We start from the raw sequence: 24354 nt of genomic DNA, 5'->3' as shown, positions 1-24354 counted from the left end.
CTGATCACATGGATCAGGCCATTTTTACCGTTCATATTGGATAAGCCACGTCTCGTCGACTCGTTTCATCGCCGTGCCGTACCAACCCGTCTTCAATAATTCGACTTGGCCGTCCGTATCACTCATCTCAAGCCACGCCGTCTCACCTAACGGTCGCCAACCCGTATGCAGTTCTTTCATAAAGATATAACGAAGTTTACCGCCATACTTTTGTTTGAGTGCGCCGATTCTTAGGCCCAGGACAAACTTGTCCTTCAAGCTCGGGATGTTGAACGGGGCGACGGTCGCACAGACGAGGTCAAACCGCTCGTCTTGGCTCAATTCTTCCATCAACAGCTTCCCTAAATGTTGCTGCAAACGGTAGCCCCGATAAGACGGATCGACGTTCGTCACCTCTTGGTAGATGATGCGATCGAGTTCATCCTCACGCCGCCCGATGTCACGACCTAAATGTTCGTCATCGAGCGGCGGGATGAGCAACGCCCGAAACGCAATCAACGCATCTTTGTGGAACGCGCCGATGATCGTCTGATCCGACAACAGCTTCATGAATTCGTCTGTCGTGAGCGCTTGGTAATGGCTACCTTCGGCAAGATCAGCAATCACGGTTTGTTGCACCGCTTCGATGGCCGTCAAGTCCATATCGGTCAAATGCCGAACGTCGAGTTCAAGTCCATTGCATTCACCGTGCCACATGATCGGCGCCTCCGACTTCATAGTAATCGGTCGTCAGGCGACGGAGCACGTCCTCATCGACGTCGACACCGAGACCCGGACGGTCGTTCAAGCGGATGAACGGTAAATCGTACGTCAAATTGCCGACGTCCGTAGCGAACCGGAGCGGGCCGGTCAGTTCGACCGATTGAACGATTTTACTCGAGAACGCGACGTGAAAGCCCGCGCTCGAAGCGATCGACGATTCGACCATCGAGCCGATTTGACACTCGATACCGGACATCTCGGCCATATGGACGAGTTTTTTCGCCGGATAGATGCCGCCGCACTTCATCAATTTCACGTTCACTTTATGCGCCGCTTGCATCATCGTCAAGCGGCGCATGTCGGCGACACCCCGTACCCCTTCGTCAATCATAAGCGGGACCGATATTTTGCCTTTAACTTCGAGCATTCCTTCAAAATCGTCGGCTTTGACCGGTTGCTCGACCCAATCGATATCAAACGGTTCGAGCTTACGCATCGCCTGCAGCGTCTTCGCCGCGTTTACCCAGCCTTGGTTGACATCAACACGGATTGGGACGTCAGGACCGACCGCTTGCCTTACTGCCGCGACACGACGGACGTCCGAGGCGACATCGACGCCGACTTTCATTTTGACGGCCGTGTAACCTTCTGCGACCTGTTCCGACGCTTCCGCCGCCATCGCTTCAGGCTCACCGATACTTAAGACGTGTGTGACCGGGAAGGCGTCGTGATAGCGTCCGCCGAGCAACTCGTAGATGGGTTGTCCGAGCTTCTTCCCGATCAAGTCATGGCAAGCAATGTCGAGCGCTGCCTTGGCCGCTGGAACGTCACGGATGGCCCGGTCCATCTCGTCGTGAATCCGTTCTAGATGCATCGGGTTCCGTCCGATCAACAGTGGACCGAGCAAGTGGCGAATGACACTGATCGTACTCTCAAGCGACTCGCCCGTCACGTGTTCGTCGGCAACCGCCTCACCGTACCCGACGAGACCGCATTCGGTCGTCATCTTGACGATTACCGACGGCATGACGTCATAGCGATGGTAGCTGACGATGAACGGGACTTTGAGCGGTAGTTCAATCGCAAACAGTTCTATTTTTTCTAGTTTCATGATAAGTGCTCCTTTACATTTAAAAGTTCATTGTATATATTGTCGTTAAATAGTCGCTAAATTGCAAGGAGGAGTTTTCGCATGTCGCTTCATTTAGCAATCGTCGGTTCAGCCGACTTCGTCGCTACCATCACAGCGCTGGCCCCCGATTATGAAGATGTTCGCTTCGCCTACTATACGTATCAACATCCGCACGAGGCGGCCACGATCGCCAAACAGCTCGGTTCGTTCGACGGCGTCTTCTTCTCGGGATCGTTCCCTTATTCGTACGCGCTGCCTTATCTCAGTACGAATATGGCGCACCACGTCGTCCAAGACGAGACCGTGCTGTTGACGACGCTCCTGTCGGCGGCGCTCACTCGTGCCGTCTCCCTCGAACACGTGTCGATCGATGTGATCGAGCCGAAACGGTTGGCGGCGATTTTATCGTCCCTCCCCGCAGTGACGACACCACCTCGTTTAATGAAGATTCATCCTGACGTCGACTTTCAAGACGTATTCGCGTTTCATGCGGACTTACAACCCGCTCAAACGAACTTGGCCTTGACGAGCATCGAGCGTGTCCACCGCCAATTGCAGGAGCAAGGCTATGAGAGTCAGCTCATGATCGAGCCGCCGAGTACGATCCGGTACCATCTCGAGCAACTGATTCAACGTGTTCGGCAACTATTGGCGGACAACGCTCAATTTTCAATCATTTTATATGATACCGATTCTGAGGCGCTCCGCGACCATTTGGCAACGGTTCACTATATCGGCGGACATCTCGAAACGACGGACGGTCCCTGGACCGCTCTGTTGACGACGAAAGGCGAGACGATCAGCGCCCTCGAAGAAAACACGCTCGCCCCCCCGTCTTTTGACTCTTCAATCGGGATCGGCTACGGCACCCAATACCAACAAGCTTACGAACATGCACAAATCGCCTTGTCTGCAGCCACCGACGAACGAGTCCGCATCGTTGACGACTCGAAGCGATTGTCTTTCCCGAAACGCGACGACGTGACTTCTTACCGTGTGACCGAAGAAGTTGCGTTCGATATCGTCAAACAAGTCGGCATCAGCCCGGCCAACGCCGGCAAGATCATCCGATTCTCGAAACGCAAACTCGAGTTCACCGCCAAAGAGCTGACCGACTACTTGAACGTCTCGCGACGGACGACCGAGCGACTCATCAAAAAACTACACGACGCATACCTTGTCAGCGTCATTGGTGAAGAAATGAGTTACGCCCAAGGCCGCCCCCGTGCCGTCTATAAATTCAATTTCCCGGCCTAGAGGGCCGGGAAATTTTTATAATGCCGCTTGATCTTCGACTTGTGTTTCTGCTTGCAACACCGTGATCCGTTCGATCGTGAACCCTGTGAACGCATAGATGATCGAGATGACCGGGACGACGAAGTTGAGCACGGCGTAAGGCGCGTACTCGAACGCCCCGACACCGAGCGTCCCGAGAATGAACACCCCGCACGTGTTCCACGGGATGAACACTGACGTCAGCGTGCCGCCGTCCTCGAGCGCCCGGGACAAGTTCTTCGAGTGGAGCCCCATCTTCTCATAGGCCCCGGCAAACATGCGTGCCGGCACGACGATCGATATGTATTGCTCGGAACACGTCGCGTTCGTCGCAATCCCGGCGAGAATCGTCGATGCGATCATCGAGCCGGCCGTCTTCGCTAGTTTGACGATCTGGTTCATGATTGATTGCAGCATCCCCGAATACTCCAAAATCCCCCCGAACGTCATCGCGACGATCGTCATCGAGACGGTATACATCATCGCGTCGAGCCCACCTCGACTGAATAAATTATCGACGAGCTCATTGCCGGTGTCGATCACATAGCCGCTTTGAAGCGCACCGACGCTATCCGAGAGCGATCCGCCTTGAATGACGACTTGGGCCAGGAAGCCGAGCGCGATCCCGACGACGAGTGCCGGGATGGCCGGTACTTTTTTCGTGACGAGCACGATGACCGCGAGCGGAATCAGTAGCAACCAAGGCGAAATGACGAAACTGTCCTCCAAAATGCCGAGCGTCTGCACGATATCTGAAGGATTCGTCGCCGTATCATTGAAACGCGTCCCGAGCCACCAATAGACGCCGAGCGCGATGATGAGTCCTGGAATCGTCGTATAAAGCATATGACGGATGTGGACGAACAAGTTCGTATGCGTCAAACCGGCCGCAAGGTTCGTCGTATCCGACAGCGGCGACATCTTATCGCCGAAGTAGGCGCCCGAGATGACGGCACCTGCGACCATCGGCGCCGGAATCCCCATGCTGAGCCCAATGCCCATCCCGGCGACACCGATCGTCCCCATCGTCGACCACGAACTGCCGATCGATAAAGCAACGACCGCACAGATGAGACAGATCGTCACGAGGAAGTAGGCCGGCGAGATGATCTTCAACCCAAAATATATCATTGTGGCGACAACGCCTCCCCCGATCCAGGCGCCAATCGTCAAACCGACCAAGATGATGATGACGACCGCCGGCAAGGCGAGCCGTATCCCCTTGTACATCATCTCCTCGATGTCTTTCCATTTGTAGCCGTGACGCCACGCAACAAGCGAAGCGGTCGCCGTCCCGACGATGAGCGGGATGTGTGGCCCTTGCTCGAGTTTGACGATGGCGACGAGCATGACCCCAATCATGACAAGTAGCGGCAACAACGCCCAACCAAGCTTCATGTCTTGCCTGTTCCCCTGCAGTTCCATGTAAATTCCTCCCCGTTAGCGAAAATTCAGAATTGTCGTTATATTGTCGCTAATGAAATTATGATAACGCTTACATGAGGAGTTGGCAACAAAAAAATGGACGGCAAGCTCACGCCCCGTCCATTTCGTTTCACTTTATAGTATTGCAACCGCTCGGCGTAGCGTCTCGGCGAGCAAAGCCGCCCCTTCAGGCAAGACGTCGCGGTCGAACGTCATCTGCGGGTGATGCAGTCCCGGCGTCAAATTTGCCCCGATCCCGATCATCGTGGCATCGAGTCCCGGTTTCTCGACCGTGTAAAAATGAAAATCGTCACTTCCCGACGTCACGATGCGATTGACGAGCGCGTCCTCGCCATGGAGTGCGATGATCGCTTCTGCTGTAATCCGGCTCGAGTGTTTCCCGATCTCGGCACCCGGCGTGAAGTCTTGCCATTCCAACTCGATCTCGACGCCATGCAGCACGCTAATTTGATGCAACATCGTCTCGAGACGGTCACGAAGCTCGAGCAGTTCTTTATTTTGCTGGGCCCGCACGTCAATCGAGAACGTGGCGTTGCCCGGAATGATATTCATGTTGTCACTTCCTGCCTGGACACCGGTCAGCTTGATCGAATGCGGCTCAAACGGCGACAGATAGATGCTTTTCAACATCTGTTGAATCGTGAAGACGACGTCGAGCGCATTCTGACCTTGGTGTGGCCTCGCACCGTGGGCATCGTCCCCGATGATCCGTCCTTTCAAGAACAAAGCGGCGCCGTGTTGAATCGCAGCGGCGTATTGGCCGCGCTTCAGCTCTTCGAGCGGGCGCAAATGAATGCCGTACAAGTGGCTGACATCGTCAAGTGCCCCTTTATTGATCATCGCGAGCGAGCCGTTACCTTGTTCTTCCGCCGGTTGGAAGATAAAGCGGATCCGTTTCGAGAGCGCCTCGTCCTTTAACAGCTCGAGCGCGCCGAGCACCATGCTTATGTTGGCGTCGTGGCCGCACGAATGGTTGGCCCGGAACTCTCCGTCGACTTGTTGCCATAAGGCATCGATATCGGCTCGGACGGCGATAACGTCGGCACCGGTGCCGATTTCAGCGATAACACCCGTCACGTCGTCAAACGTCTCGTGACGCACGTTCCATGACGCCAAGATGTCCGCAATCGTCTTCGTCGTCTTTTCTTCTTTCCAACTCACTTCCGGATGAGCATGAAAATGCTCGAACCAGTTCAGTACGTTCGTAGTCATGATTGATTCCCCCGTTATGTAGTCACAGTTTCTTGACGCCTTTGATCAACACCCATTGCAGCGGCAGTCGACCCCATGTCACCCATTTTGGTAACGTCTTGCCCCCGATCCGGGATGGTTTGAGTGCCATATTGATGTTTGCCGGGAACACGGCAATCAAAAAAGCTGGCAACGTCTTCTTGACGAAACCGGTCCCTTTGTTCAAGAGCAACAACACGCCATAGACGACTTCAATCACACCGCTAGCCTGTACCATGAAGCGCTTGAACGGCCATGATTTCGGAATAATCGACATGAAGGCGCGCTCTTGAACGAAATGCATGATGCCGGCCCCTAAAAATAACACACCGTATAACTTACGAATCACGTTATCCCCTCCTTTTTCTAAGCATAACAAAAAAGATGGGCATCGTGCCCATCTTTACAACGCGTCTCCGTTCGCATTTTGAATCTCGACATCGACCGTTTCGGTCTTGCCGTCCCGGACGTACTCGATCGTGACGACGCCGTCCGTGTCACGAATCAATTCGCTCCGCAAATCGATGAACGAGGACACGGGTTGATCGTTGATTTTGACGATGACGTCACGAGCCTCAAGGCCCGCTGCCGCCGCCGAACTGTTCGCCTGCACGTCGACGATAATCGTCCCGGCCGTCACCGACTCCGGTAGCTTGATCTGTTCAGTCAAATAACCAGGCGGGAACTCATTAACGTCACGCAATGAGACACCGAGCGACGGATGGTTCACTTCGCCGGTCTGCTCAATTTGATTGATGAGCGGCAACGCGATGTCGACCGGAATCGAGAAGCCGACCCCTTCGACAGAATCGGTCGCGATTTTCATCGAGTTGATCCCGATCAACTGACCGGATTCATTGATCAACGCCCCACCAGAGTTACCGGGGTTGATGGCCGCATCCGTTTGGATGACTTCGGCATTAAAGTCCGCTTGTCCGTTCTCGTCCGTATCGACCGGTACGAGACGCGACGTCGAAGAGACGATCCCGCGTGTGACCGAGTTCTCAAACTGTCCGAGCGGGTTACCGATGGCGATGACCGTCTGCCCCGGTTTCAATTCGCTCGATTTCCCGATCTTAATCACAGACGATACGTTGTCCGCGTCGACTTCGAGCACGGCCAAATCGTACGTCGCATCGCTTCCCATGAGCTTCGCATCAGCAGTTGAACCGTCGTTGAACGTGACGGTCAGACGGTCGGCGCCATTGACGACGTGATGGTTCGTGACGATGTAAGCCGAGCCATTTTCTTTTTTATAGATGACCCCTGATCCGACACCCGCTTCGACCGCTTCGTTCGAGAATCCGCTCGCCGCGAAGTTGTTCACGGTCACGACTGCCGGTTGTGCCACCGCGACCGCATTGGTGACCGATGTGTCTTTGATGTTCGATGAGGTTTGGACAGGTGTCCCGTCTGACGTCACATTCGTATTCGACGTGACGTCAGGTGCTTGATCGATAAACGGTAACGCAATCGCACCGGTCAACAACGCCCCGGCGACGCCGCCGATGAACCCTGGGAACATCCGGCTCATGAAAGAGGGCCGAGCGACTTGTTCTGCTTGCGGAGGCTCAGGCGCCCGCTTTGACGAACCTAGCTCTGTATCTAACCAATCTTCATGTCGATTTTGTTCATTTGGCCGATCATTTCGTTCCATAACATGTCATCTCCTCAATGATGTTTCCTCTAACTTCTACCCTGAGTATAATAGAAGCCGGCACCGTTTCATGGAATTGACGGAACGATTACAAGATTCTTCACAATTTGCGTCAATTTCGTCAGACGATGTCGTTCCGTAACGTGCCGAGCCCGGAAATCGTCACTTCGACCCGGTCTCCGGACTGGAGGTAGACCGGTGGCTTCATCCCATGTCCGACCCCGGCTGGCGTCCCGGTCGCGATGATGTCACCCGCTTCGAGCGTCATCCCTGCTGAGAGCGTCCGAATCAGTTCATCGATCGGTCGGATCATGTCATCTGTCGATCCGAGCTGACGGTTTTCCCCGTTCACGTCTGTGCGGATTGACAGTGGAAATTCGAGTTCTTCCGGCGTGACGATAAATGGTCCGAACGGACAGAACGTGTCGAACGACTTGCCGCGGAAAAACTGGACGTGCTGCTTTTGCACGTCTCGTGCCGTAATATCGTTAATGATGGTATACCCAAAAATGTGGTCCTCGACGTCTTGAATGTCGCGTCCTGACTTTCCGATGATGACGGCGAGCTCGCCCTCATAGTCAAGTTGGTCGGTAAGCGCTGCATGACGCTCGACGATGGCATCAGGACCGACGACCGAGGTCGGTGCTTTCGTGAAGATGACGAGCTTACCGGCTCCCGCCGTATCCATCTCTTTCACGTGCTCCTCGTAGTTTTTCCCGATGCAGATGACATTTTTCAGCGGCCGGTATGGCGCTTGAAGTTTGACGTCTTCGAGCGCTCGTACGCTTGCGACGTCTAGATCGATATCCGGTTTAAATTCGCGAGCAATTACTTCTAACAATGAGTTCGTATGTAGTTGATCACTGACATCATATACTTGGTCCGCTTCGACCACCCCGACTCTTGTCTCCCCTTCGATTTCATAGCTACACCATTTCATAATGATTTCCCCCTTTTTTGTTAGTATACAAAAAATCGGGGCGTTGTCGCCCCGATCACGCTTTGTTCAGAAAAATGATCCGCTGGTTGCTCGACCCCCGGAAACGGAGCGAGCGGTCCATGAGCGGCTGCTCGAAACGCCCGTCGACGAGCACGTCGGCGTGGTCAAGGACGATGTCGATGTCCTCATTTTCTAGCTGTTGTAGCGCTTCGAACGTGTAGCCAGTATAGATCCAGACGTTCTTCCCGAGTGTCTTGCAACCGCGCACGACCTCCGACAGCTCAGCCGGTTGCAGGAACGGCTCACCGCCCGATATGGTCACGCCTTCCCATGCGGCCGTCTCGACACGGTCCAACAACTCTTCGACCGAGATGTCATGACCGCCTCGCGGATTCCACGATTCAGGGTTGTGACAGCCCGGGCAACGATGCGGACAGCCTGCTGTAAAAATCACGGTTCGAATGCCCGGACCATCGACGACCGATTCTTCAAGTACGGATAGGACGCGCATGATGTTTCACCCTCGCTCGTTCTTCTTCTCGTTTCGCCGAGTTCCATCGATCCATCGTCCCGACCAAATAACCGGTGATACGACGGATCCGCTCGATTTGATCTCGTTCCCCGCACGTCGGGCACGACTCGTCGATGATTCCTTCTAGACCGCAACTCCCGCAACGATCGACCGGATGATTGATCGAGCCATAGCCGACGTCATGCGCCCGCATGAGCCGCACGATCGATTCAACCGCTTCCGGGTTATGGGCGAGCGAACCGTCGACCTCGACGTACGTAATATGTCCGGCGTCACATAAGGCGTGGTATGGTGCCTCGATTCGAACCTTGTCCCGGATTGAGACGTGTTGATAAACTGGGACGTGGAACGAATTCGTATAAAACGCGCGATCGGTCACACCGGCGATCATCCCGAATTCGTGTTGATCGTTTAACACGAACTTCCCGGACAATCCTTCGGCCGGCGTCGCCAGTAGCGAAAAGTTTAAATCATGATCGTCTCCCGCCTGCCTCATCCGTTCCGCGAGATGGGTCACGATATCAAGCCCGAGACGTTCTGCTTCTCTTGATTCAACGTGCGTCCCGCCAACGAGGACGCGTAGCGCTTCGGCGAGACCGATGAAGCCGAGCGACAACGTCCCTTGTTTTAACACGTCTCGTAATTCCGATTCAGGCAAAAGCGTCTCACTCCCCCGCCAGACGTGCTGCGCATAAAGAAAGCGGAATTCGTCCGCATGTCGCTTGCATTGATAGTCGAAGCGCTCGAGCAATTGCTCGATGGCGATGTCAACGAATCCATCCAACGTCTTATAAAACGACTCGATATCGGATGACACGAGTGCCATCTTCACTAAATTCAACGTCGAGAACGATAAATTACCTCTTCCGATCGACGTCTCTGCCCCATGACGGTTTCCCATCACCCGCGTCCGGCAGCCCATATAGGCAACTTCCGAAGCATGTGTCCCGTCATAGTACTGAAGGTTGAACGGCGCATCGACGAACGAGAAGTTCGGGAACAACCGCTTGCCCGTCACGCGGCATGCGTGGCGGAACAAATCGACGTTCGGGTCCCCGTCATTGAAATTGACGCCTTCCTTTACTTTGAAGATTTGAATCGGGAAAATCGGCGTCTCCCCGTTGCCTAATCCTCGCTCTGTCGCTTTTAATAACTCGCGGATAAACACCCGTCCCCACCGACTCGTGTCGGTGCCGTAGTTGATCGACACGAACGGAACTTGACCGCCGCCGCGCGAATGCATCGAGTTGGCGTTATGGATAAACGCCTCGCACGCCTGGTACGTCGCCGATACGGTTTCTGCTTCAGCAATCTGCTGTTGTTGCTCCACCGTCAGCTCAATCGGTAGTCCGTTCAACCGCTCGAGTTGACGTTCATACGTCTTCTCGACGTAAGGAGCGAGATCGACGTCAAACATCGGGAACGCCTGTCCCCCGTGCTGCATGTTCTGATTCGCTTGAAGAATGATCGAGGCGAGCGCCAGCGCCGAACGAATGTCCTGCGGGGGACGAATCGTCCCGTGTCCGGTGTGGAACCCGTTCGCGAGTAACTCTCCGAGCGGGATTTGACAACACGTCGTCGATCCGGTCACATAGTAATCGGCGTCATGCACATACAAGTAGTTATCACGGATCGCTAGACGTGACCGTTCCGACAATAGGTACGTGGTCGATAATTGTTTTGACACTTCTGAAGATATGCGCGCTAGTTTGCCGAGTGGCGACTTCCCGTCGACGTTGGCGTTCTCTTGGATCAAATCTTGATCTGGTAGCACACAGACATCGTTATAAAGCTGGAGCATGTTCACTCCGCATCACCTCGCTATATATTGATTATTTAACGGCTGATAACCGATAAAAATTCTATATATAGATTATGTCACGTTTTATCGATTTGAGGCACGTCGATATTGTGACAGTTGCAACCGATCCCGAACGTAAAAAAACAGCCGAATCCCTGATGTGGGCTCGACTGTGCGTTTCGTGATGTATGTCATACTTCTTTGGCTGGCTTGACGATTTTCAGTTCGACTTCTTCTTGCTCTGACTCTTGTGCTTCACGCAATCCTTTAGCGTTCAACCATGTATAGATTGCTCCCATGAATAACGCGCCTCCGATAATGTTTCCGAACGTAGCCGGAATCAAGTTGTGGATGGCTCCAGCAAAGCTGATTGCTTCTGGATGCGGAACAACGAGTGTGAGTGCGAACAAGACGAAGTTGGCGATGACGTGATCAAACCCTGAAGCGAAGAAGACGGCTACTAGGAAAATCATCGAGAAGATTTGGGCAAATTCATTTTTCATCTGTTTCGGCAAGAAGATGGCGAGACAGACCATCCAGTTACAGAAGATGGCTCTAAAAAAGATTTCGACTGTCGTATGATGCATCTTGCTCTCGACGACGGCAAATAACCAGTTGTTCATGCCGAGCTCTTGAATGACTCCAGTCGGCGCGAGCAACAAGGCGAAAAGAATGCCGCCGAGCGCGTTCCCGACGAAGCAAAGCAACCAGACGAGCATCGTATCACTCAGCGTCGTATAGCCACGCATCGTTGAAGTCGTAAAATACATCGTATTCCCGGTAAATAGTTCAGCGCCTCCGTAGATGATCATGACGAGCGCGATCCCGAACGAGAATCCCCCGATGAGCGTCGTAAATGGTGAATCTACAAGATACATGCCGTTGACGACTTTTAATGTGAAGATTGATGCGAACCCGATAAAAATCCCCGCGAGCATTGCCCGTAAAAAATATTCCATCGGCCGATAGTGAATCATCGCTGAGGAAGCCTGTGCTTTCTTGCGTAATGATTCGAGTGCATGGATTTCCATTGATGCCATGTCACAAACCCTTCTTTCTGTTTAAATGAACCATATAATAAGAACAAACATGTGAAATCATTAACAATATAAGCCCGGAGCGACATTTTTGCAACTGCCCATTCGAACTGTTGACATACTTTTCACATCGTAATCGGTTACATTTGTCGGATTTGTGACTAAAAAAAGCGACCCTTCGTAAAGGGCCGCATGAAACCAATTATTCTTTCTCAGAAGACTCTGTCGTCTCATCAGTCGATGCTTTAGTCGATTTTTCTGGAGCTGAAGCTTCTTCACCTTCAGTTTCCTCTTCTTCGACTGCTACCGGCTCGTTCACTGATGCGATTTGAAGATCGCCTTCAGATAAGATTTCGTAATCTTTATTCTCCGGAATATCAGCAACTGTGAGTGAGTCACCGATCCCTAGCTCGCTAACGTCGAGCTCGATCCGCTCTGGGATGTTAGCAGGTGTTGCCGAAACAGTGACTTTATAGAGTGCTTGCGACAAGAAGCCGCCTTCTTTGACACCTTTCGCGTCGCCGACGAGTGTGACGTCTGCTTCAACTTCAGTTGCCTCATCCATTTTGACTGCCATGAACTCGACGTGCTTGTATGTGTTCGTGAACGGGTCAACTTCCGTCCCGTGAACGAGTGTGTTTACTTTCTTGCCGTCGATGTTGAGTTCGATCAAGGCGTTGTCACCGTGTTCCCGGAGAATCTTGCGCAATGCCATTTCTTCAAACGCGACTGGTGTGCTTTCGACTTTGTAGCCGTAAACGACACCAAGTACTTTTCCTTCTTTACGTAAGTTTGTTCGAACCGAACGTGGTCGTAATTCTCGTGTCGTTACTTTAAGCGTGTCTGTCATAATCATTTCCCCCTACTGGTTTATGAATCATGTCTACACCTTGAGGGTGAGGCAGTGTGAACTCCACCTCTCAACCTCGATGCGTTTGACGACATGTGTATATTGTTCCCATAGCTAAGCATCCATAAACGTTACAGTCGGTTAAAATAAGATTACAACGTTTGTCACATGACACGTTTGAACAACTTCTCGAGTTCATACGTACTCCACTTCACTAAAATCGGACGTCCGTGTGGACACGTATACGGAGACGTCGTCTCGCCAAGGTCGCGGATCAACTGTCGCATCATCTCGAGGTTTAACGGATGGTTCGCTTTGATCGATCGTTTGCACGCCATCAGGATCGACGCCTCTTCGCGATATTTAGCGATATCGATTGATCGGTCCCGAATCGCCATCTCGATCAAATCACGGACCGTCCCTTCGAGATCGTGCTGCGGGTACCATGTCGGGATTTCCCGGACGAGAAACGTATTGCCTCCGAACGCCTCTAAATCGAGGCCCGCTTCTTTAAGAAGCGGGACGACTTCTTCGATCGCAAGCGTCTCTTGTTGGGTGAACTCGAGCGTGAGCGGCAACAGCAACAACTGATACTCTTTTTCAGGCTGGCCGAGTTGGTCATAAAACAGCTCGTATTTGATGCGTTCTTGGGCGGCGTGTTGGTCGATGATGTACATGCCATCGTCCGCGCCGCAGACGATGTAACTCGCATGGAGTTGGCCGATGACGTCGAGCGCCGGCAGCCGGCGTTCCGCCTTTTCAACCCCCGGTTCTTCTGGCAGCACTGTTTCGACCGGTGTCTCTTGAACGAGTGGTGTCGGCGACCAGCGACTCGGAGATGTGACCGGCTCGCGTGGGATCGGATAGTTCCATGCGCTCGGCTCAACTGTTGTGTCTGAGCGTTCGACGGTGAAATCAAGCTTCGATTGCTCTGTCGGAACGGACGGCTGTCTTGGTTTGACCGACGGGATCAACCGTTGCTCCCGAAGTGTCAGCTGAACCGTCTCCCGGATCAGTTGACAGAGTTCCTTCTCTTTTGACAGCCGCACTTCCCGCTTCGTCGGATGGACGTTGACATCAATCAGCATCGGGTCCATGTTCACTTCGAGCACAGCGATCGGGTAACGACCAATCGGCAGAAGCGTATGATAGCCTTCGAGCACGCTTTGCGTGAGCGCGAAATTTTTGATGCTCCGCCCGTTCAAGATCAAAGTCACATACTGTTTATTTGAACGCGTCACTTCGGGCCGCACGAGGTGAGCACTCAAGCTGTAGTCATTCGTCTTGCTCGACGCCGTCACGATTTGGGCGGCGACTTGCCGACCGTAGATCGCGAGCATAACTTGCTTGATGTCCCCGTTCCCGTTCGTTCGGAGCAGCTCCTTGTCTTCATGGAAAGCCGTCAATCGAACTTCTGGGTGTGACAAGGCGATCCGGTTCAACGTGTCGGTGATGCTCGCGAGCTCGGTCGCAGACGTTTTCAAGTATTTCAAACGGGCTGGCGTATTATAGAACAATTGACTGACCGTGATCTCTGTCCCGACGTTCGCAGCAGTCGGTGTTTGCTCGATCACGACGCCGCCATGTAGCGTCATCTCAAAGCCGGCCTCATCAGCCCGGCGCGACTTTAACGTGACGTGACTGACCGATGCGATCGAGGCGAGAGCCTCGCCCCGGAATCCGAGCGTCCGGATCCGGAACAAATCATGTTCGTCTCGTATCTTGCTCGTCGCATGTCTTAAAAAAGCACGGGCCGCGTCATCCTCATAAAAGCCTTGGCCGTTATCCCGCACTTTGATGAGCCGGATCCCGGCCTCTTCTAGCTCGACTTCCACTTTCGTCGCGCCGGCATCAATCGCGTTTTCGACGAGTTCTTTCACGACCGATGCCGGTCGTTCGACAACTTCCCCAGCCGCAATCCGGTTGGCTAACTGTTCTGGCAACTCTTGAATGATTCCCATCGACTCACCCTTTCTTCGCAGACTGTTGGAGCGCATAGAGCGCCTGCATCGCCTCGATCGGGTTCATCGCTAAAAGATCGAGCTCGAGCAATTGTTGTTTTAACTCATCTTTTGTCTCGAACAAAGAGAGCTGAGCGGTTTCATCGCTCGACTTCTTCGTTATCGGGTCAGTCGGGGCAGCGACCCGCTCTTTCTCTTGTTCGAGCTCTGTTAAGATCGTCCGGGCTCGTTCGATGAGCGATTGCGGCAAATCGGCCAGTTCCGCGACGTGGATGCCGTAAGACTTGTCGGCCTTGCCTGGATGAACTTCATGCAAGAAGACGACGCGTCCGTCGCGTTCGATGGCGCGGACGTGGACGTTCTCGAGCGTCGGGATCGTCGTTTCGAGGACGGTCAGCTCATGATAATGCGTCGAGAACAGCGTCTTCGCGCCGATTGAGGAGGCGATATATTCGACGATCGCTTGCGCGAGCGCCATCCCATCATACGTCGACGTCCCGCGCCCGATCTCATCAAGCAAAATCAGGCTGTTCGCCGTCGCCTCGGTCACGGCCTGGCGCGTCTCGGTCATTTCGACCATAAACGTGGACTGACCGCTCACGAGGTCGTCCGCTGCCCCAATGCGAGTGAAGATGCGGTCAAACAGCGGCAGTTCGGCCGCCTCGGCTGGGACGAACGATCCGATTTGGTGCATGATCGCGATCAACGCGAACTGGCGCATGTACGTCGATTTACCGGACATGTTCGGTCCGGTGATCAACAGCATCTGACGCGAGTCGTCAAGCGTCAAGTCGTTGGCGACATAGTCACCGCGTGGCAGAACCGTCTCGATGACCGGGTGCCGGCCGCGATCGATTTGAACGTTTGCGGACGCTGTCGGACGCACGTAGTCCCGCTTTTCGGCGACGATCGCCAAAGCGAGCAGGACGTCAAGTTCACTGAGCGACCGTGCGAGCTGTTGCAACCGTTTCGTCTCGAGTTTGACTCGGTCGCGCAGTGTGACGAACAAGTCATACTCGAGCGTGCAGCTCTTCTCTTCCGCACCGAGGATGAGCGCTTCTTTTTCTTTCAGCTCGGGCGTGACGTAGCGTTCGGCGTTCGTCAGCGTCTGTTTCCGCTCGTACCGACCTTCTTCGAGTAAACGGGCGTTCGCTTTCGTCACTTCGAGATAATACCCGAAGACACGGTTGTAGCCGATCTTTAATGACTTGATCCCGGTCGCGATCCGCTCTTGTTGCTCCAGGTTGGCGATCCACGACTTCCCGTTCGCTTTCGCTTCAAGCAACTGATCGAGCTCTTCAGAATAGCCTTTACGAATCATTCCGCCTTCTTTCGTCGAGATCGGTGGAGATTCGACGAGCGCCGCTTCAAGAAGCGCCGCCAAGTCTTCGAACGTGTCCAAGTCCTCATGGATATGATGCAACCGGCTTGATGCGACCGCTTCGAGCATCACGCTCAAAGCCGGGATGCGTGCTAGTGTGTCGCGCAATTGTACGAGATCGCGCGCGTTCGCCGTCCCGTAGCCGACTTTCGCGACGAGCCGCTCGATATCATAAACGTGTTTCAATTCGTCCCGGAGTTGGTCGCGCAGCATGAAATCGTCAAGTAAGTTCTCGACCGCGTCTTGACGCTCATGGATCGCTTGCTCTGTATAGAGCGGTTGTTCGAGCCAACGCTTTAAAAGACGTCCACCCATGGCGGTCGTCGTCTCGTCGAGCAGTGATAAGAGTGAGCCTTTCCGTTCTCCGGACCGGGCCGAGCGGAACAGTTCTAAATTGCGTGCCGTATTCGGGTCGAGCTGCATGTGGGCCTCGACCTCATAGGCGATCGCCGGCTGCAAGTGGTCGAGCGCCCGCTTTTGCGTCCGTGTCAAATAGGCGTACAGCAAATCAAACGCGCTCACTTGGGCGTCGTCTTTCGCCGATGCGGACAGTTCGCTCGACCGGCGTTCGACTTGAATCGACAGCGGGATCCCGAGCGGTTGCAACATGTCCGCGAGCTGATCGTCATCGACTAATATCTCACTCGGGACCAATCCTTCGACTTCACGGAGGACCGCTTCTTTCGTCGGCAACGTCGTCAGCCAAGATTCACCTGTTGTCACGTCACCACGGGCGACCCCGTAGGTTTCACCAACTTTGGCGACTGCGACCAAATAACGGTTGTCTTTGTCTCCGAGCGCGGCCATGTAAGTACCTGGCGTGATGACTTGGATGACTTCCCGCTTCACAAGGCCTTTTGTCGCTTTCGGATCTTCCATCTGCTCGCAGATCGCGACGTTGAATCCTTTTTCGATCAACTGCTCGATGTAGACGGCTGCCGAGTGATGCGGGACTCCACACATCGGGATCGGATGCTCGGCGTTTTTGCCGTTTTTCGCGGTGAGCGTCAATTCGAGTTCTTTCGCCACGATTTGGGCGTCTTCAAAAAAGAGCTCGTAAAAGTCACCGAGCCGGTAAAATACAAAGGCGTCAGGATAATCCGCCTTGATTGAAAAATATTGCTTCATCATCGGTGTCTGATGTATCGCTTCCATTTCGTCTCACCTCTATAAAGTAGAACAGCTGACCAAAGGCCAGCTGTTGTTTTTTAGTATCCGCAACCGCCGCGTGATTTCTCCGCTGCCATGCCGCTTCCTGTTTTACCTGCGAGTACGTCGCCTTCCGTCGCTTCGATGATTCGGTCCGTCACCGAGTTGGCGAGCGTCACCGTCACGTATTGAAGGAGGTCGTTCACTTCGACTTGTGTCTCTTGGAACGCCTGGACGACCGGAATCGAATCGAGTTCGTCCATCGCCTTGTCGATTTTTAGTTCGACTTTGGCAAGCGCTTCGGTCTTGCCGTAATGTTTGCAGTTGACCGCTTCTTTTTGTAAATATTTGATCCGTTTGATCAACGTTTGGACGCGTTCACTTTCGTTCACTTTCGTTTCCGCTTCTTTGAAGCGGGCCACTTCTGGAGTCTTTGCCAAAAGGTCGGCTAATTCTTTCGCTTTTTCAATTACTTGTTGGTCAGTCACCATCGTAAACCCCTTTGCACGCTATAATGTTATCGCACGTTTTCATGTGCGCATGTATTCCTCAACATTCTACCATGAACTTCTGGCGAACGGTACCGCACTGCTTTAGGAAGATTTTGTTCTTTCCCGCGTCATATCAACATGCGGGATACCGTCTTCTAAGTATTCTTCACTCGTTCGCGAAAAGCCGAAACTCGCATAGAACGGTTCGACGTATGTCTGAGCTTGTAAGTAGAGCTCGACGGACCCGAAGTCAATGACAGCTTCTTCCATTAGCCTGCGCGAGTACCCTTTGCCTCGATGTGACGCTTTCGTGACGACACGACCGATGGCGATCGGCGTTTCTTCGACGAGAACTCGGAGTGCGGCGACCATCACACCGTCTTCTTCGATCCAGTAATGATGCGCCGTGACATCTTTCCCGTCGACTTCCTGATACGGACAATCTTGCTCGACGACGAACACCTCGGTCCGCAGCGCCAACAGATCATACAGTTCTTTCGTCGTCAGCTCATTAAATGTTTTCTTATGCATGACACCGTCTCCTTCATTATAGCTTTGCACCGAGCGCACGTCCGACGTGCAACCCGCTCGTCATTGCCCCGATCGTCCCCGCTCCCGGGAACACCGTATCCCCGCACACGAAAAAGTTCGGTAGCGTCGTCCGATAGCTCGCGGCATGGAACAGAGCCTGACGCGGTGTTTGTGCATAGCCGCCGACAGCACCGTGCGGTCGTCTCGTATATTTCACCCACGCTCCTGGACCCCCGGGAAGGAGGACCGCTGATTCGCCCGTCCAGTCCGGAAACGCCCGCTTCACGGCCGAGATGAGACGCTCGGTCCATATTGCTTCTAGTTTCTCATAGGTGGCCCTGTCTTTCCAATCGTCCCACTCTGATAAATCGATATGCGTCGAGACCGTCACGGTCCGTTCGGGGAGAGACGTCCGTAACACGTCGTCCTCGGCCGACATCGAGATGAAGGCATGGCCGGACGGCAAGTCGTCCGTATACACTTGTTGGAATAAGGGCCGGTCCAGACAGACGCGCTCGGGCAACGTCACGTATAGACTGAACGTGCCCCATTGCGATTGCTTCAACTGACGTCGATATTGCCCGGCAAATCGACGCTCGTCAGCACCGCTCAGCAAGCGCTGTGTCGCCTCGAGCGGGATCGCGGCAACGACGACGTCGACGATCTCAAGCCGGCCCCGGCGATCGGTCAATAACCAGCCGTCGGCGACGCGCTCGATTTTCATGATTTGACGACCGAGCAGCGTCGTGCCTCCGCTATGTCGAATCGATCGTTCCAAGGCGTGGGCGAGTGTGTACAATCCACCTTCGACGTAAAATGCCCCTTCATGATAAATCGATAGCGCGACGGTCGCGAGCAAGTGACTCGCCTCGCGTGCCCCCGTCTGTAAACTATCGAGTAAAATGCCATCGATGAATTGCTCGAACGGTGTCCCGCCCAACCGATGACGTCGCAACGTTTCATGTAGCGGACGATATAGTTTTACGAGTGCCGCTACTTGATTCGGCCGAAATCCGCGAAATGCGGTCAGCGCATCGTCAAGCGTCCGGAGCGGTAAAGCCGGCAATCGCTCGAACAGCGGTCGGATTCTATCAAAATCCGTCCATACTTCTTGAAAAAATGACCGGATATCCGACTGCAGTTCCGGAAACTTCATACTCAGTTCATCGAGAAACGCTTGGCGCGCTTGATAGTAGACGACCGTTCGATCACTCAGATGGACATGCATTACTTCGTCGAGCTTCTCGACTGCGACCGCCTCGTCTAAGTAGTCGAGCACGCGTTGATGGAGTCCGCCTCGTTCGAACCCCATCCCGAGCGTCGCCCCCGCCGGGAAACGGTAGTCCCCGCGGTCAAACTTACCGGCACATCCGCCCCATTCACGCGATGATTCAAACACGATCACGTCATGTCCCGATCGACTAGCGAGAGCCGCCGTGGTCAACCCGGCAATTCCCCCGCCGATAACCCCAATCTTCATCCCAATCCCCTCCTGAATTCATCATACATCCGGTCGTCCTATTTTTGACGATTGAACGTGCTGCTCGTGACATTTTTCAAGTGTCAGGCAGGGTTCTGACAAATTATGGCGAAAAAACTCGATAAAGGACAGGTGAAGCCATATGCAAAGTCGGGTCATCATTTATTTGCTCATCCCTATCTTGATCTTTATCGGGATTCTCATCACACCGCCATCGGAAGAATCGCAAAAACTCGCGACGATGACGGCCGTCAACATTCAAGAGATGATTCCATATGAACGAGAATACACGGCGCAAGAAGTTTTATTCGAAGCGAATCAAAACGATCATGAGGCCGTGATTGAGGAATGGCGGCTCGAACGTGGGGCCCGAACGACGTACAGTTACGTACTACGGCTACAAGGTTTCGAGACAGTCATCCAAGTTGACGCCGGTGCGGCTAACACCCGGTCTGACGGCTATTACGCGATGCAGGCCCACAGTCCCATTTATGAGGCGGACGAGCCGCTGTCGACCGGCTATCCGCTCGTCCTTTTTGCCTCGGAGCAACGGCTCGTACTGAGTCAGATGGAAGTCCGGGTCATTTACGAAGAAGACGGAGCGTTGAAAAAATGGAACATCACCGCAAAAGAAGACATGAACAAATGAATGAGATTGACGACCTCGTCTGCTTCGTTGACGAGGCGATGTTGCCGTTCGGTGGCAGGTTATTCGCCGGTTTCAGCCGTGGTAAATCAAACGAAAAGTAAGGTGAGACCATGTTCTTTTTACAAATGTCCGGATTTCCGGGCTCAGGCAAATCGACGCTGGCCCGTGCCATCGCGCCTCAGCTCAATGCGGTCATCGTCGACCATGACGTGACGAAGACAGCCTTGCTCGAATCAATGGTGGATCATAAGCTTGACCCGGCACTGGCCGGAAAAGTCGCCTATGACATCGATTGGGCGCTTGTTGCGTTCAATTTGTCACTAGGCCGGAACGTCATTCTGGACAGCCCTTGCCTGTATGATGTGATGCTTGAACGCGGATTGGCACTCGCCGAAAACCATGGCGCCACTTATCGCTACGTCGAGTGTGTCGTCGACGACGTCGATGAAATCAATCGCCGCCTTTCCGAGCGCGAACGCAAGATTAGTCAAATCGAATCCGTTTCCCCGGACGATTTTCATCGAACTGTCGCAAATCGTAAAAAACCAGACTTTATGCATACGCTTACAATCGATGCAAATCGCCCGATCGAGACCTATTTGACCGACGTCATCAGCTACGTGCAGCAGATTGACGGATGATCCTTGTCATCCAGTTTAAAGCGGACTGGATGATTTTTTTTAGCTTTTCTGTATTTTTATACTTTACAATTAATAATTATACAATTACACTTAGTCTCATATCTTGAAGGAGGAATTCATACATGAAAAAGTGGATCGTTACAGGGGGACTAGTCGCAAGCGCATTATTAGCGGGGTGCAGCCAAGAGACAACGGGAGAAGAAAAAAAGACACTCGTCATGGGAACGAGTGCCGATTACTTCCCATATGAGTTCGTTGATACGGCGAACGGGGATGAGATCGTCGGTTTCGACATCGAGATCGCTGAAACGGTCACAGAGCGTCTCGGCTATGAGTTAAAGATTGAGGACATGGACTTCGGTAGTTTGCTCGGAGCCTTGAACGCCGGACGGATCGACTTTGTCATGGCTGGCATGACGCCGACCGAAGAGCGGAAAGAAAATGCGTCGTTCTCGGACATCTATTTATCGGCAACGAACTTGATCATGACAAAAGATGAATCGCTAAAAGAGATCGAAGCGCTAGCCGGCAAGAAGATCGGCGTCCAGACCGCTTCAATTCAAGAGACTATCGCTCAAGACCAAGCACCTGACGCTGAACTCGTCTCATTGAATAAGATTCCAGAAATCGTTCAAGAGTTGAACACGGGCCGCATCGACGCGATGGTCATCGAAGACACGGTCGCTCAAAAATACTTAGACCAAGACGCAGGTCTTTATACGTTCGCGCTTAAAGAAGACGGCGAAAAAGGATCGGCGGCCGCTTTCAAATTGGAAGACGACTTGCGTGATCAGTTCAACGATGAGCTGAACAAGATGATCGACTCAGGCGAGATCGATAAACTCGCTAAAAAATGGTTCTCGATGGAGCCGACGGAATGAGGCAAGTCGACCTCCCGATCTATCCCGTCACTTATCCGGAAGGACATCGGTTGAATCAAAACGAAAGCCAGTTCCCGGTGCCGAAGCGATTGCATGAACAGCTGGCAACAATCTCGTTCCATGACCTGCATGAGTATCCGGTCCAACCGATCGATGAACTGTTCACCCGCTACGCGGCCTATGCTGGCGTCGAACCGAACCAGTTGCTCGTCGGCTGTGGCAGTGATGAGATGATTCACGTCGTCACGCAGGCGCTCTTGTCACCAGAAGACGTCGTCTTGTCACCGAGTCCTGACTTCGCGCTCTACCCGATCTTCACGACGATCGCACACGGTCGGCATGTTCAGGCGGACGATTTATCGTATGAGGCGCTCGCCCTGGCGATTCAGCAACATGCACCGAAGCTGTTGCTGTTGTCGAACCCGAACAACCCGACCGGTAAGTTGTGGACGGTCGGTGAGTTGACCGAACTGGCAGGCCTCGTCCCTTATTTGATCGTCGATGAGGCGTATATCGATTTCACGCCTGCATCGAGTATCGTCACGCACTTGAATGAACTGACGAACGTGATCGTCTTACGGACGCTATCAAAGGCGTTCGGCTTAGCCAACGTCCGTCTCGGGTTTATGATCACGACGACCGAACTCGCTCAGTATTTCCGGCAGTTCGTCCCCCCGTTCAATATAAGCGGTGTGAGCGCGAAAATTGCCAACGTCTTTTTGGCTGATGCGACCTACTTGGACGAGTCGATCGCTTGGCATCACGACATGCGCGTCAAGTGGTCAGAGTTACTCGGGACGATCGGTCAAGTTCAGCCAGCTGAGGCGAATTTTTTATACGTCACACTCGACCAACCCGAAGCGGTTTGGTCCCACTTAGCCGAGCACGGCATCCATACGTCGCGGCAACCGGACGGGATCCGCGTCACGCTCGGGAACGAGCAAGCACTTGCCCTTGCTCGACAAACATTGATGGCTTGGGCGCACGCATCCGAAACAATTTCATAACTAAAACTAAAAACAGGACCCGGGTCCTGTTTTTAATTTGGGTCAATATTTTTTATGCACGACGCATCATTTGTTGACTTTATAATCATTCCCCATCAAAATTCAATTTGCTGTCTGTATATCTAACTTGAACGATATATTTTCAATATTAGACAAGCTCGTTTCCATTGAAACAGAATTGAGGACATCATATGATTTCACGAAATGAACCGGTCGAATCGAGATGGGGACGCAATCGCATCGGAAATCGTTGGTATTGGACGATTTTGACTCGCTTTTGGTTGGCACACGGTTTTTCATGGCTCTGGTTATTGTTTTCTATCTACATCTCTTTACCTTGGTTGACCGATTTGGCTGCACTGACGAATTGGGTGCTCGCCTTGTTCATCATCGGTGGTATCGCTTACGTTCCGGGCTATTTGATGGCGTTCTTGCTCGCTAGTCTCATCCTCGATCGGCAGCCGCCGTTCACAAACGAACATCCGGACGAAGCCGTGACGGTCATGATTGCCGCCTACAACGAACAATCATCCATCTATGAGACGATTCGTTACGTGGCACTGCAAGACTACACGGGCCCGCTCCAAGTATTCGTCATTGATAACAACTCAAGCGATGCGACATCAGCCGAAGTGATGCGGGCGCAAGAAGATTTCGACTTACAAATCGAGCTATTGCATGAACCGAGAGCCGGCAAGTTCCAAGCGCTCAATTACGGTTTAACGAAAGTGACTACCTCATACATCATCACGCTCGATGCCGATACGTTGATTCATCCGTCCGCGATTCGCTATTTGGTCGCACGGCTCGTGTCGAGTCCAAAAGACGTCTGTGCCGTCGCCGGCAGCATGCTCGTTCGCAATAGCCGCAGTTCGTTTTGGACACGGCTTCAAGAGTGGGATTATTTTCTCGGCATCGCATCGATCAAGCGGCTTCAAGGGCTTTACCAAGGGACACTCGTCGCTCAAGGTGCGTTCAGTTTGTACGAGACCGATGCCGTCAAACGAGTCGGCGGTTGGCCGGACGCGATCGGAGAAGACATCGTTCTCACGTGGCGTCTCCTTGAAATGAAACGTCGCGTCTATTTCGAACCGCTCGCCGTCGCGTTCACGGACGCGCCTGAATCGTTCCGCCATTTCGCGCGTCAACGGTCGCGTTGGGCCCGTGGGATGATCGAGGGATTGCAAGAAGTGAAACCGTGGCGTCAGCCCCAGCTTTATACGAAGTACTTGACCGGGGTCAATTTGATCATGCCGTATCTCGATATCGCCTTCACGTTCTTCTGGATCCCAGGTCTCGTTCTCGCTCTGTTCGGTCATTATTGGATCGTTGGACCGATGACGCTCCTCGTCCTGCCATTGACCGTCCTTAGCTATGGACTGCTCTACTTCTACCAACGCGATTACGTTTTCAAAAACTTGAACTTACGGGTCCGCAAAAACTTCTTCGGATTCCTCTTTTTTGTTGTGAGCTATCAATTGTTCATGTCCCCGATTTCCGTTTGGGGTTATGCTCAAGAAACGCTCAACGTAAAACGAGTCTGGAAATGAACAATGACCTTTCCGAACGAGTTCGGAAAGG

22 protein-coding genes are annotated in these 24354 nt (G+C 53.1%); 6 read left to right on the top strand and 16 right to left on the bottom strand.

The features are described from left to right. Positions 1–24 precede the first annotated feature (24 nt). On the bottom strand, positions 25–696 hold the full coding sequence (locus EVJ20_RS02890; RefSeq protein WP_131489805.1) for a hypothetical protein: 672 nt from the start codon (positions 694–696) through the stop codon (positions 25–27). Further along, complete coding sequence (locus tag EVJ20_RS02885; protein ID WP_131465174.1) at positions 683–1813, bottom strand: mandelate racemase/muconate lactonizing enzyme family protein; 1131 nt, start codon at positions 1811–1813, stop codon at positions 683–685. Before EVJ20_RS02885 ends, EVJ20_RS02890 begins: the two co-directional genes overlap by 14 nt. Before the next feature lie 81 nt (positions 1814–1894). Between EVJ20_RS02885 and EVJ20_RS02880 the strand changes: the two genes are divergently transcribed. Next, positions 1895–3091 (top strand): HTH domain-containing protein, encoded by a 1197-nt coding sequence (locus tag EVJ20_RS02880; RefSeq protein ID WP_131506998.1) that lies wholly within the window; start codon positions 1895–1897, stop codon positions 3089–3091. Positions 3092–3106: 15 nt separating this feature from the next. On the opposite strand, the gene nhaC is transcribed toward EVJ20_RS02880, so the two are convergent. From nhaC to EVJ20_RS02810, 14 genes are all read right to left on the bottom strand, one after another. After that, positions 3107–4507, bottom strand: a complete 1401-nt coding sequence (nhaC, locus tag EVJ20_RS02875; protein ID WP_370246370.1) for a Na+/H+ antiporter NhaC — start codon at positions 4505–4507, stop codon at positions 3107–3109. A 162-nt stretch (positions 4508–4669) separates the two neighbouring features. Beyond that, positions 4670–5767 carry an amidohydrolase gene (locus EVJ20_RS02870; RefSeq protein ID WP_131489807.1) on the bottom strand — a complete coding sequence of 366 codons (1098 nt, stop codon included), beginning with the start codon at positions 5765–5767 and terminating at the stop codon, positions 4670–4672. Between the two features lie 22 nt (positions 5768–5789). Then, positions 5790–6134 (bottom strand): DoxX family protein, encoded by a 345-nt coding sequence (locus tag EVJ20_RS02865; RefSeq protein WP_173647363.1) that lies wholly within the window; start codon positions 6132–6134, stop codon positions 5790–5792. A gap of 54 nt (positions 6135–6188) precedes the next feature. Next, on the bottom strand, positions 6189–7442 hold the full coding sequence (locus tag EVJ20_RS02860; RefSeq protein ID WP_131465182.1) for a S1C family serine protease: 1254 nt from the start codon (positions 7440–7442) through the stop codon (positions 6189–6191). Positions 7443–7563: 121 nt separating this feature from the next. Then, positions 7564–8382: a fumarylacetoacetate hydrolase family protein gene (locus EVJ20_RS02855; protein WP_131443861.1), complete on the bottom strand. Its 819-nt coding sequence runs from the start codon at positions 8380–8382 to the stop codon at positions 7564–7566. A gap of 55 nt (positions 8383–8437) precedes the next feature. Further along, the gene (nrdG, locus tag EVJ20_RS02850) at positions 8438–8893 is read right to left on the bottom strand and encodes an anaerobic ribonucleoside-triphosphate reductase activating protein (RefSeq protein WP_131506996.1); all 456 of its coding nucleotides are present in this window, start codon (positions 8891–8893) and stop codon (positions 8438–8440) included. Then, positions 8871–10715: an anaerobic ribonucleoside triphosphate reductase gene (locus EVJ20_RS02845; RefSeq protein WP_131465184.1), complete on the bottom strand. Its 1845-nt coding sequence runs from the start codon at positions 10713–10715 to the stop codon at positions 8871–8873. Before EVJ20_RS02845 ends, nrdG begins: the two co-directional genes overlap by 23 nt. A 191-nt stretch (positions 10716–10906) precedes the next feature. Next, entirely contained in the window at positions 10907–11746 is an 840-nt protein-coding gene (locus EVJ20_RS02840; protein ID WP_070327936.1) for a formate/nitrite transporter family protein, read from the bottom strand. Between the two features lie 208 nt (positions 11747–11954). After that, positions 11955–12602 (bottom strand): 50S ribosomal protein L25/general stress protein Ctc, encoded by a 648-nt coding sequence (locus tag EVJ20_RS02835; RefSeq protein WP_131506994.1) that lies wholly within the window; start codon positions 12600–12602, stop codon positions 11955–11957. Positions 12603–12766: 164 nt separating this feature from the next. Beyond that, positions 12767–14563 carry a DNA mismatch repair endonuclease MutL gene (gene mutL, locus EVJ20_RS02830; RefSeq protein WP_131506992.1) on the bottom strand — a complete coding sequence of 599 codons (1797 nt, stop codon included), beginning with the start codon at positions 14561–14563 and terminating at the stop codon, positions 12767–12769. A gap of 4 nt (positions 14564–14567) precedes the next feature. Next, entirely contained in the window at positions 14568–17099 is a 2532-nt protein-coding gene (gene mutS / locus EVJ20_RS02825; RefSeq protein ID WP_070327372.1) for a DNA mismatch repair protein MutS, read from the bottom strand. A 53-nt stretch (positions 17100–17152) separates the two neighbouring features. Continuing rightward, positions 17153–17584, bottom strand: coding sequence for a RicAFT regulatory complex protein RicA family protein (locus tag EVJ20_RS02820; protein WP_070327373.1), 432 nt, complete (start codon positions 17582–17584; stop codon positions 17153–17155). Between the two features lie 102 nt (positions 17585–17686). Then, positions 17687–18115 (bottom strand): GNAT family N-acetyltransferase, encoded by a 429-nt coding sequence (locus tag EVJ20_RS02815; RefSeq protein ID WP_071397378.1) that lies wholly within the window; start codon positions 18113–18115, stop codon positions 17687–17689. A gap of 16 nt (positions 18116–18131) precedes the next feature. Then, entirely contained in the window at positions 18132–19595 is a 1464-nt protein-coding gene (locus EVJ20_RS02810; protein WP_131489809.1) for a phytoene desaturase family protein, read from the bottom strand. Between the two features lie 142 nt (positions 19596–19737). Here EVJ20_RS02810 and EVJ20_RS02805 point away from each other — a divergent pair, with 142 nt between their 5' ends. From EVJ20_RS02805 to EVJ20_RS02780, 5 genes are all read left to right on the top strand, one after another. Further along, positions 19738–20244, top strand: coding sequence for a hypothetical protein (locus EVJ20_RS02805; RefSeq protein WP_070327376.1), 507 nt, complete (start codon positions 19738–19740; stop codon positions 20242–20244). Between the two features lie 110 nt (positions 20245–20354). Then, positions 20355–20885 carry an AAA family ATPase gene (locus tag EVJ20_RS02795; RefSeq protein ID WP_131465192.1) on the top strand — a complete coding sequence of 177 codons (531 nt, stop codon included), beginning with the start codon at positions 20355–20357 and terminating at the stop codon, positions 20883–20885. Between the two features lie 122 nt (positions 20886–21007). After that, entirely contained in the window at positions 21008–21766 is a 759-nt protein-coding gene (locus EVJ20_RS02790) for a transporter substrate-binding domain-containing protein (RefSeq protein ID WP_070327378.1), read from the top strand. Next, positions 21763–22773 (top strand): pyridoxal phosphate-dependent aminotransferase, encoded by a 1011-nt coding sequence (locus EVJ20_RS02785; RefSeq protein WP_070327379.1) that lies wholly within the window; start codon positions 21763–21765, stop codon positions 22771–22773. The genes EVJ20_RS02790 and EVJ20_RS02785 overlap by 4 nt, the downstream gene beginning before the upstream one ends. 191 nt (positions 22774–22964) lie before the next feature. Beyond that, positions 22965–24323: a glycosyltransferase family 2 protein gene (locus tag EVJ20_RS02780; protein WP_131506990.1), complete on the top strand. Its 1359-nt coding sequence runs from the start codon at positions 22965–22967 to the stop codon at positions 24321–24323. The last annotated feature ends 31 nt before the right edge of the window (positions 24324–24354 follow it).

It is taken from the genome of Exiguobacterium sp. SH0S1 (assembly GCF_004337165.1).
In the GTDB taxonomy this organism is placed as follows: Bacteria; Bacillota; Bacilli; order Exiguobacteriales; family Exiguobacteriaceae; genus Exiguobacterium; species Exiguobacterium aurantiacum_A.
This window is presented reverse-complemented; position numbering and strand designations above follow the sequence as displayed.

Excerpts from the sequence above, each read along its gene's own strand:
- EVJ20_RS02890 (WP_131489805.1), bottom strand. The coding sequence starts at position 696 with ATGTGGCACGGTGAATGCAATGGACTTGAACTCGACGTTCGGCATTTG.
- EVJ20_RS02885 (WP_131465174.1), bottom strand. The coding sequence starts at position 1,813 with ATGAAACTAGAAAAAATAGAACTGTTTGCGATTGAACTACCGCTCAAA.
- EVJ20_RS02880 (WP_131506998.1), top strand. The coding sequence starts at position 1,895 with ATGTCGCTTCATTTAGCAATCGTCGGTTCAGCCGACTTCGTCGCTACC.
- nhaC (WP_370246370.1), bottom strand. The coding sequence starts at position 4,507 with ATGAAGCTTGGTTGGGCGTTGTTGCCGCTACTTGTCATGATTGGGGTC.
- EVJ20_RS02870 (WP_131489807.1), bottom strand. The coding sequence starts at position 5,767 with ATGACTACGAACGTACTGAACTGGTTCGAGCATTTTCATGCTCATCCG.
- EVJ20_RS02860 (WP_131465182.1), bottom strand. The coding sequence starts at position 7,442 with ATGGAACGAAATGATCGGCCAAATGAACAAAATCGACATGAAGATTGG.
- EVJ20_RS02855 (WP_131443861.1), bottom strand. The coding sequence starts at position 8,382 with ATGAAATGGTGTAGCTATGAAATCGAAGGGGAGACAAGAGTCGGGGTG.
- nrdG (WP_131506996.1), bottom strand. The coding sequence starts at position 8,893 with ATGCGCGTCCTATCCGTACTTGAAGAATCGGTCGTCGATGGTCCGGGC.
- EVJ20_RS02845 (WP_131465184.1), bottom strand. The coding sequence starts at position 10,715 with ATGCTCCAGCTTTATAACGATGTCTGTGTGCTACCAGATCAAGATTTG.
- EVJ20_RS02840 (WP_070327936.1), bottom strand. The coding sequence starts at position 11,746 with ATGGAAATCCATGCACTCGAATCATTACGCAAGAAAGCACAGGCTTCC.
- EVJ20_RS02835 (WP_131506994.1), bottom strand. The coding sequence starts at position 12,602 with ATGACAGACACGCTTAAAGTAACGACACGAGAATTACGACCACGTTCG.
- mutL (WP_131506992.1), bottom strand. The coding sequence starts at position 14,563 with ATGGGAATCATTCAAGAGTTGCCAGAACAGTTAGCCAACCGGATTGCG.
- mutS (WP_070327372.1), bottom strand. The coding sequence starts at position 17,099 with ATGGAAGCGATACATCAGACACCGATGATGAAGCAATATTTTTCAATC.
- EVJ20_RS02820 (WP_070327373.1), bottom strand. The coding sequence starts at position 17,584 with ATGGTGACTGACCAACAAGTAATTGAAAAAGCGAAAGAATTAGCCGAC.
- EVJ20_RS02815 (WP_071397378.1), bottom strand. The coding sequence starts at position 18,115 with ATGCATAAGAAAACATTTAATGAGCTGACGACGAAAGAACTGTATGAT.
- EVJ20_RS02810 (WP_131489809.1), bottom strand. The coding sequence starts at position 19,595 with ATGAAGATTGGGGTTATCGGCGGGGGAATTGCCGGGTTGACCACGGCG.
- EVJ20_RS02805 (WP_070327376.1), top strand. The coding sequence starts at position 19,738 with ATGCAAAGTCGGGTCATCATTTATTTGCTCATCCCTATCTTGATCTTT.
- EVJ20_RS02795 (WP_131465192.1), top strand. The coding sequence starts at position 20,355 with ATGTTCTTTTTACAAATGTCCGGATTTCCGGGCTCAGGCAAATCGACG.
- EVJ20_RS02790 (WP_070327378.1), top strand. The coding sequence starts at position 21,008 with ATGAAAAAGTGGATCGTTACAGGGGGACTAGTCGCAAGCGCATTATTA.
- EVJ20_RS02785 (WP_070327379.1), top strand. The coding sequence starts at position 21,763 with ATGAGGCAAGTCGACCTCCCGATCTATCCCGTCACTTATCCGGAAGGA.
- EVJ20_RS02780 (WP_131506990.1), top strand. The coding sequence starts at position 22,965 with ATGATTTCACGAAATGAACCGGTCGAATCGAGATGGGGACGCAATCGC.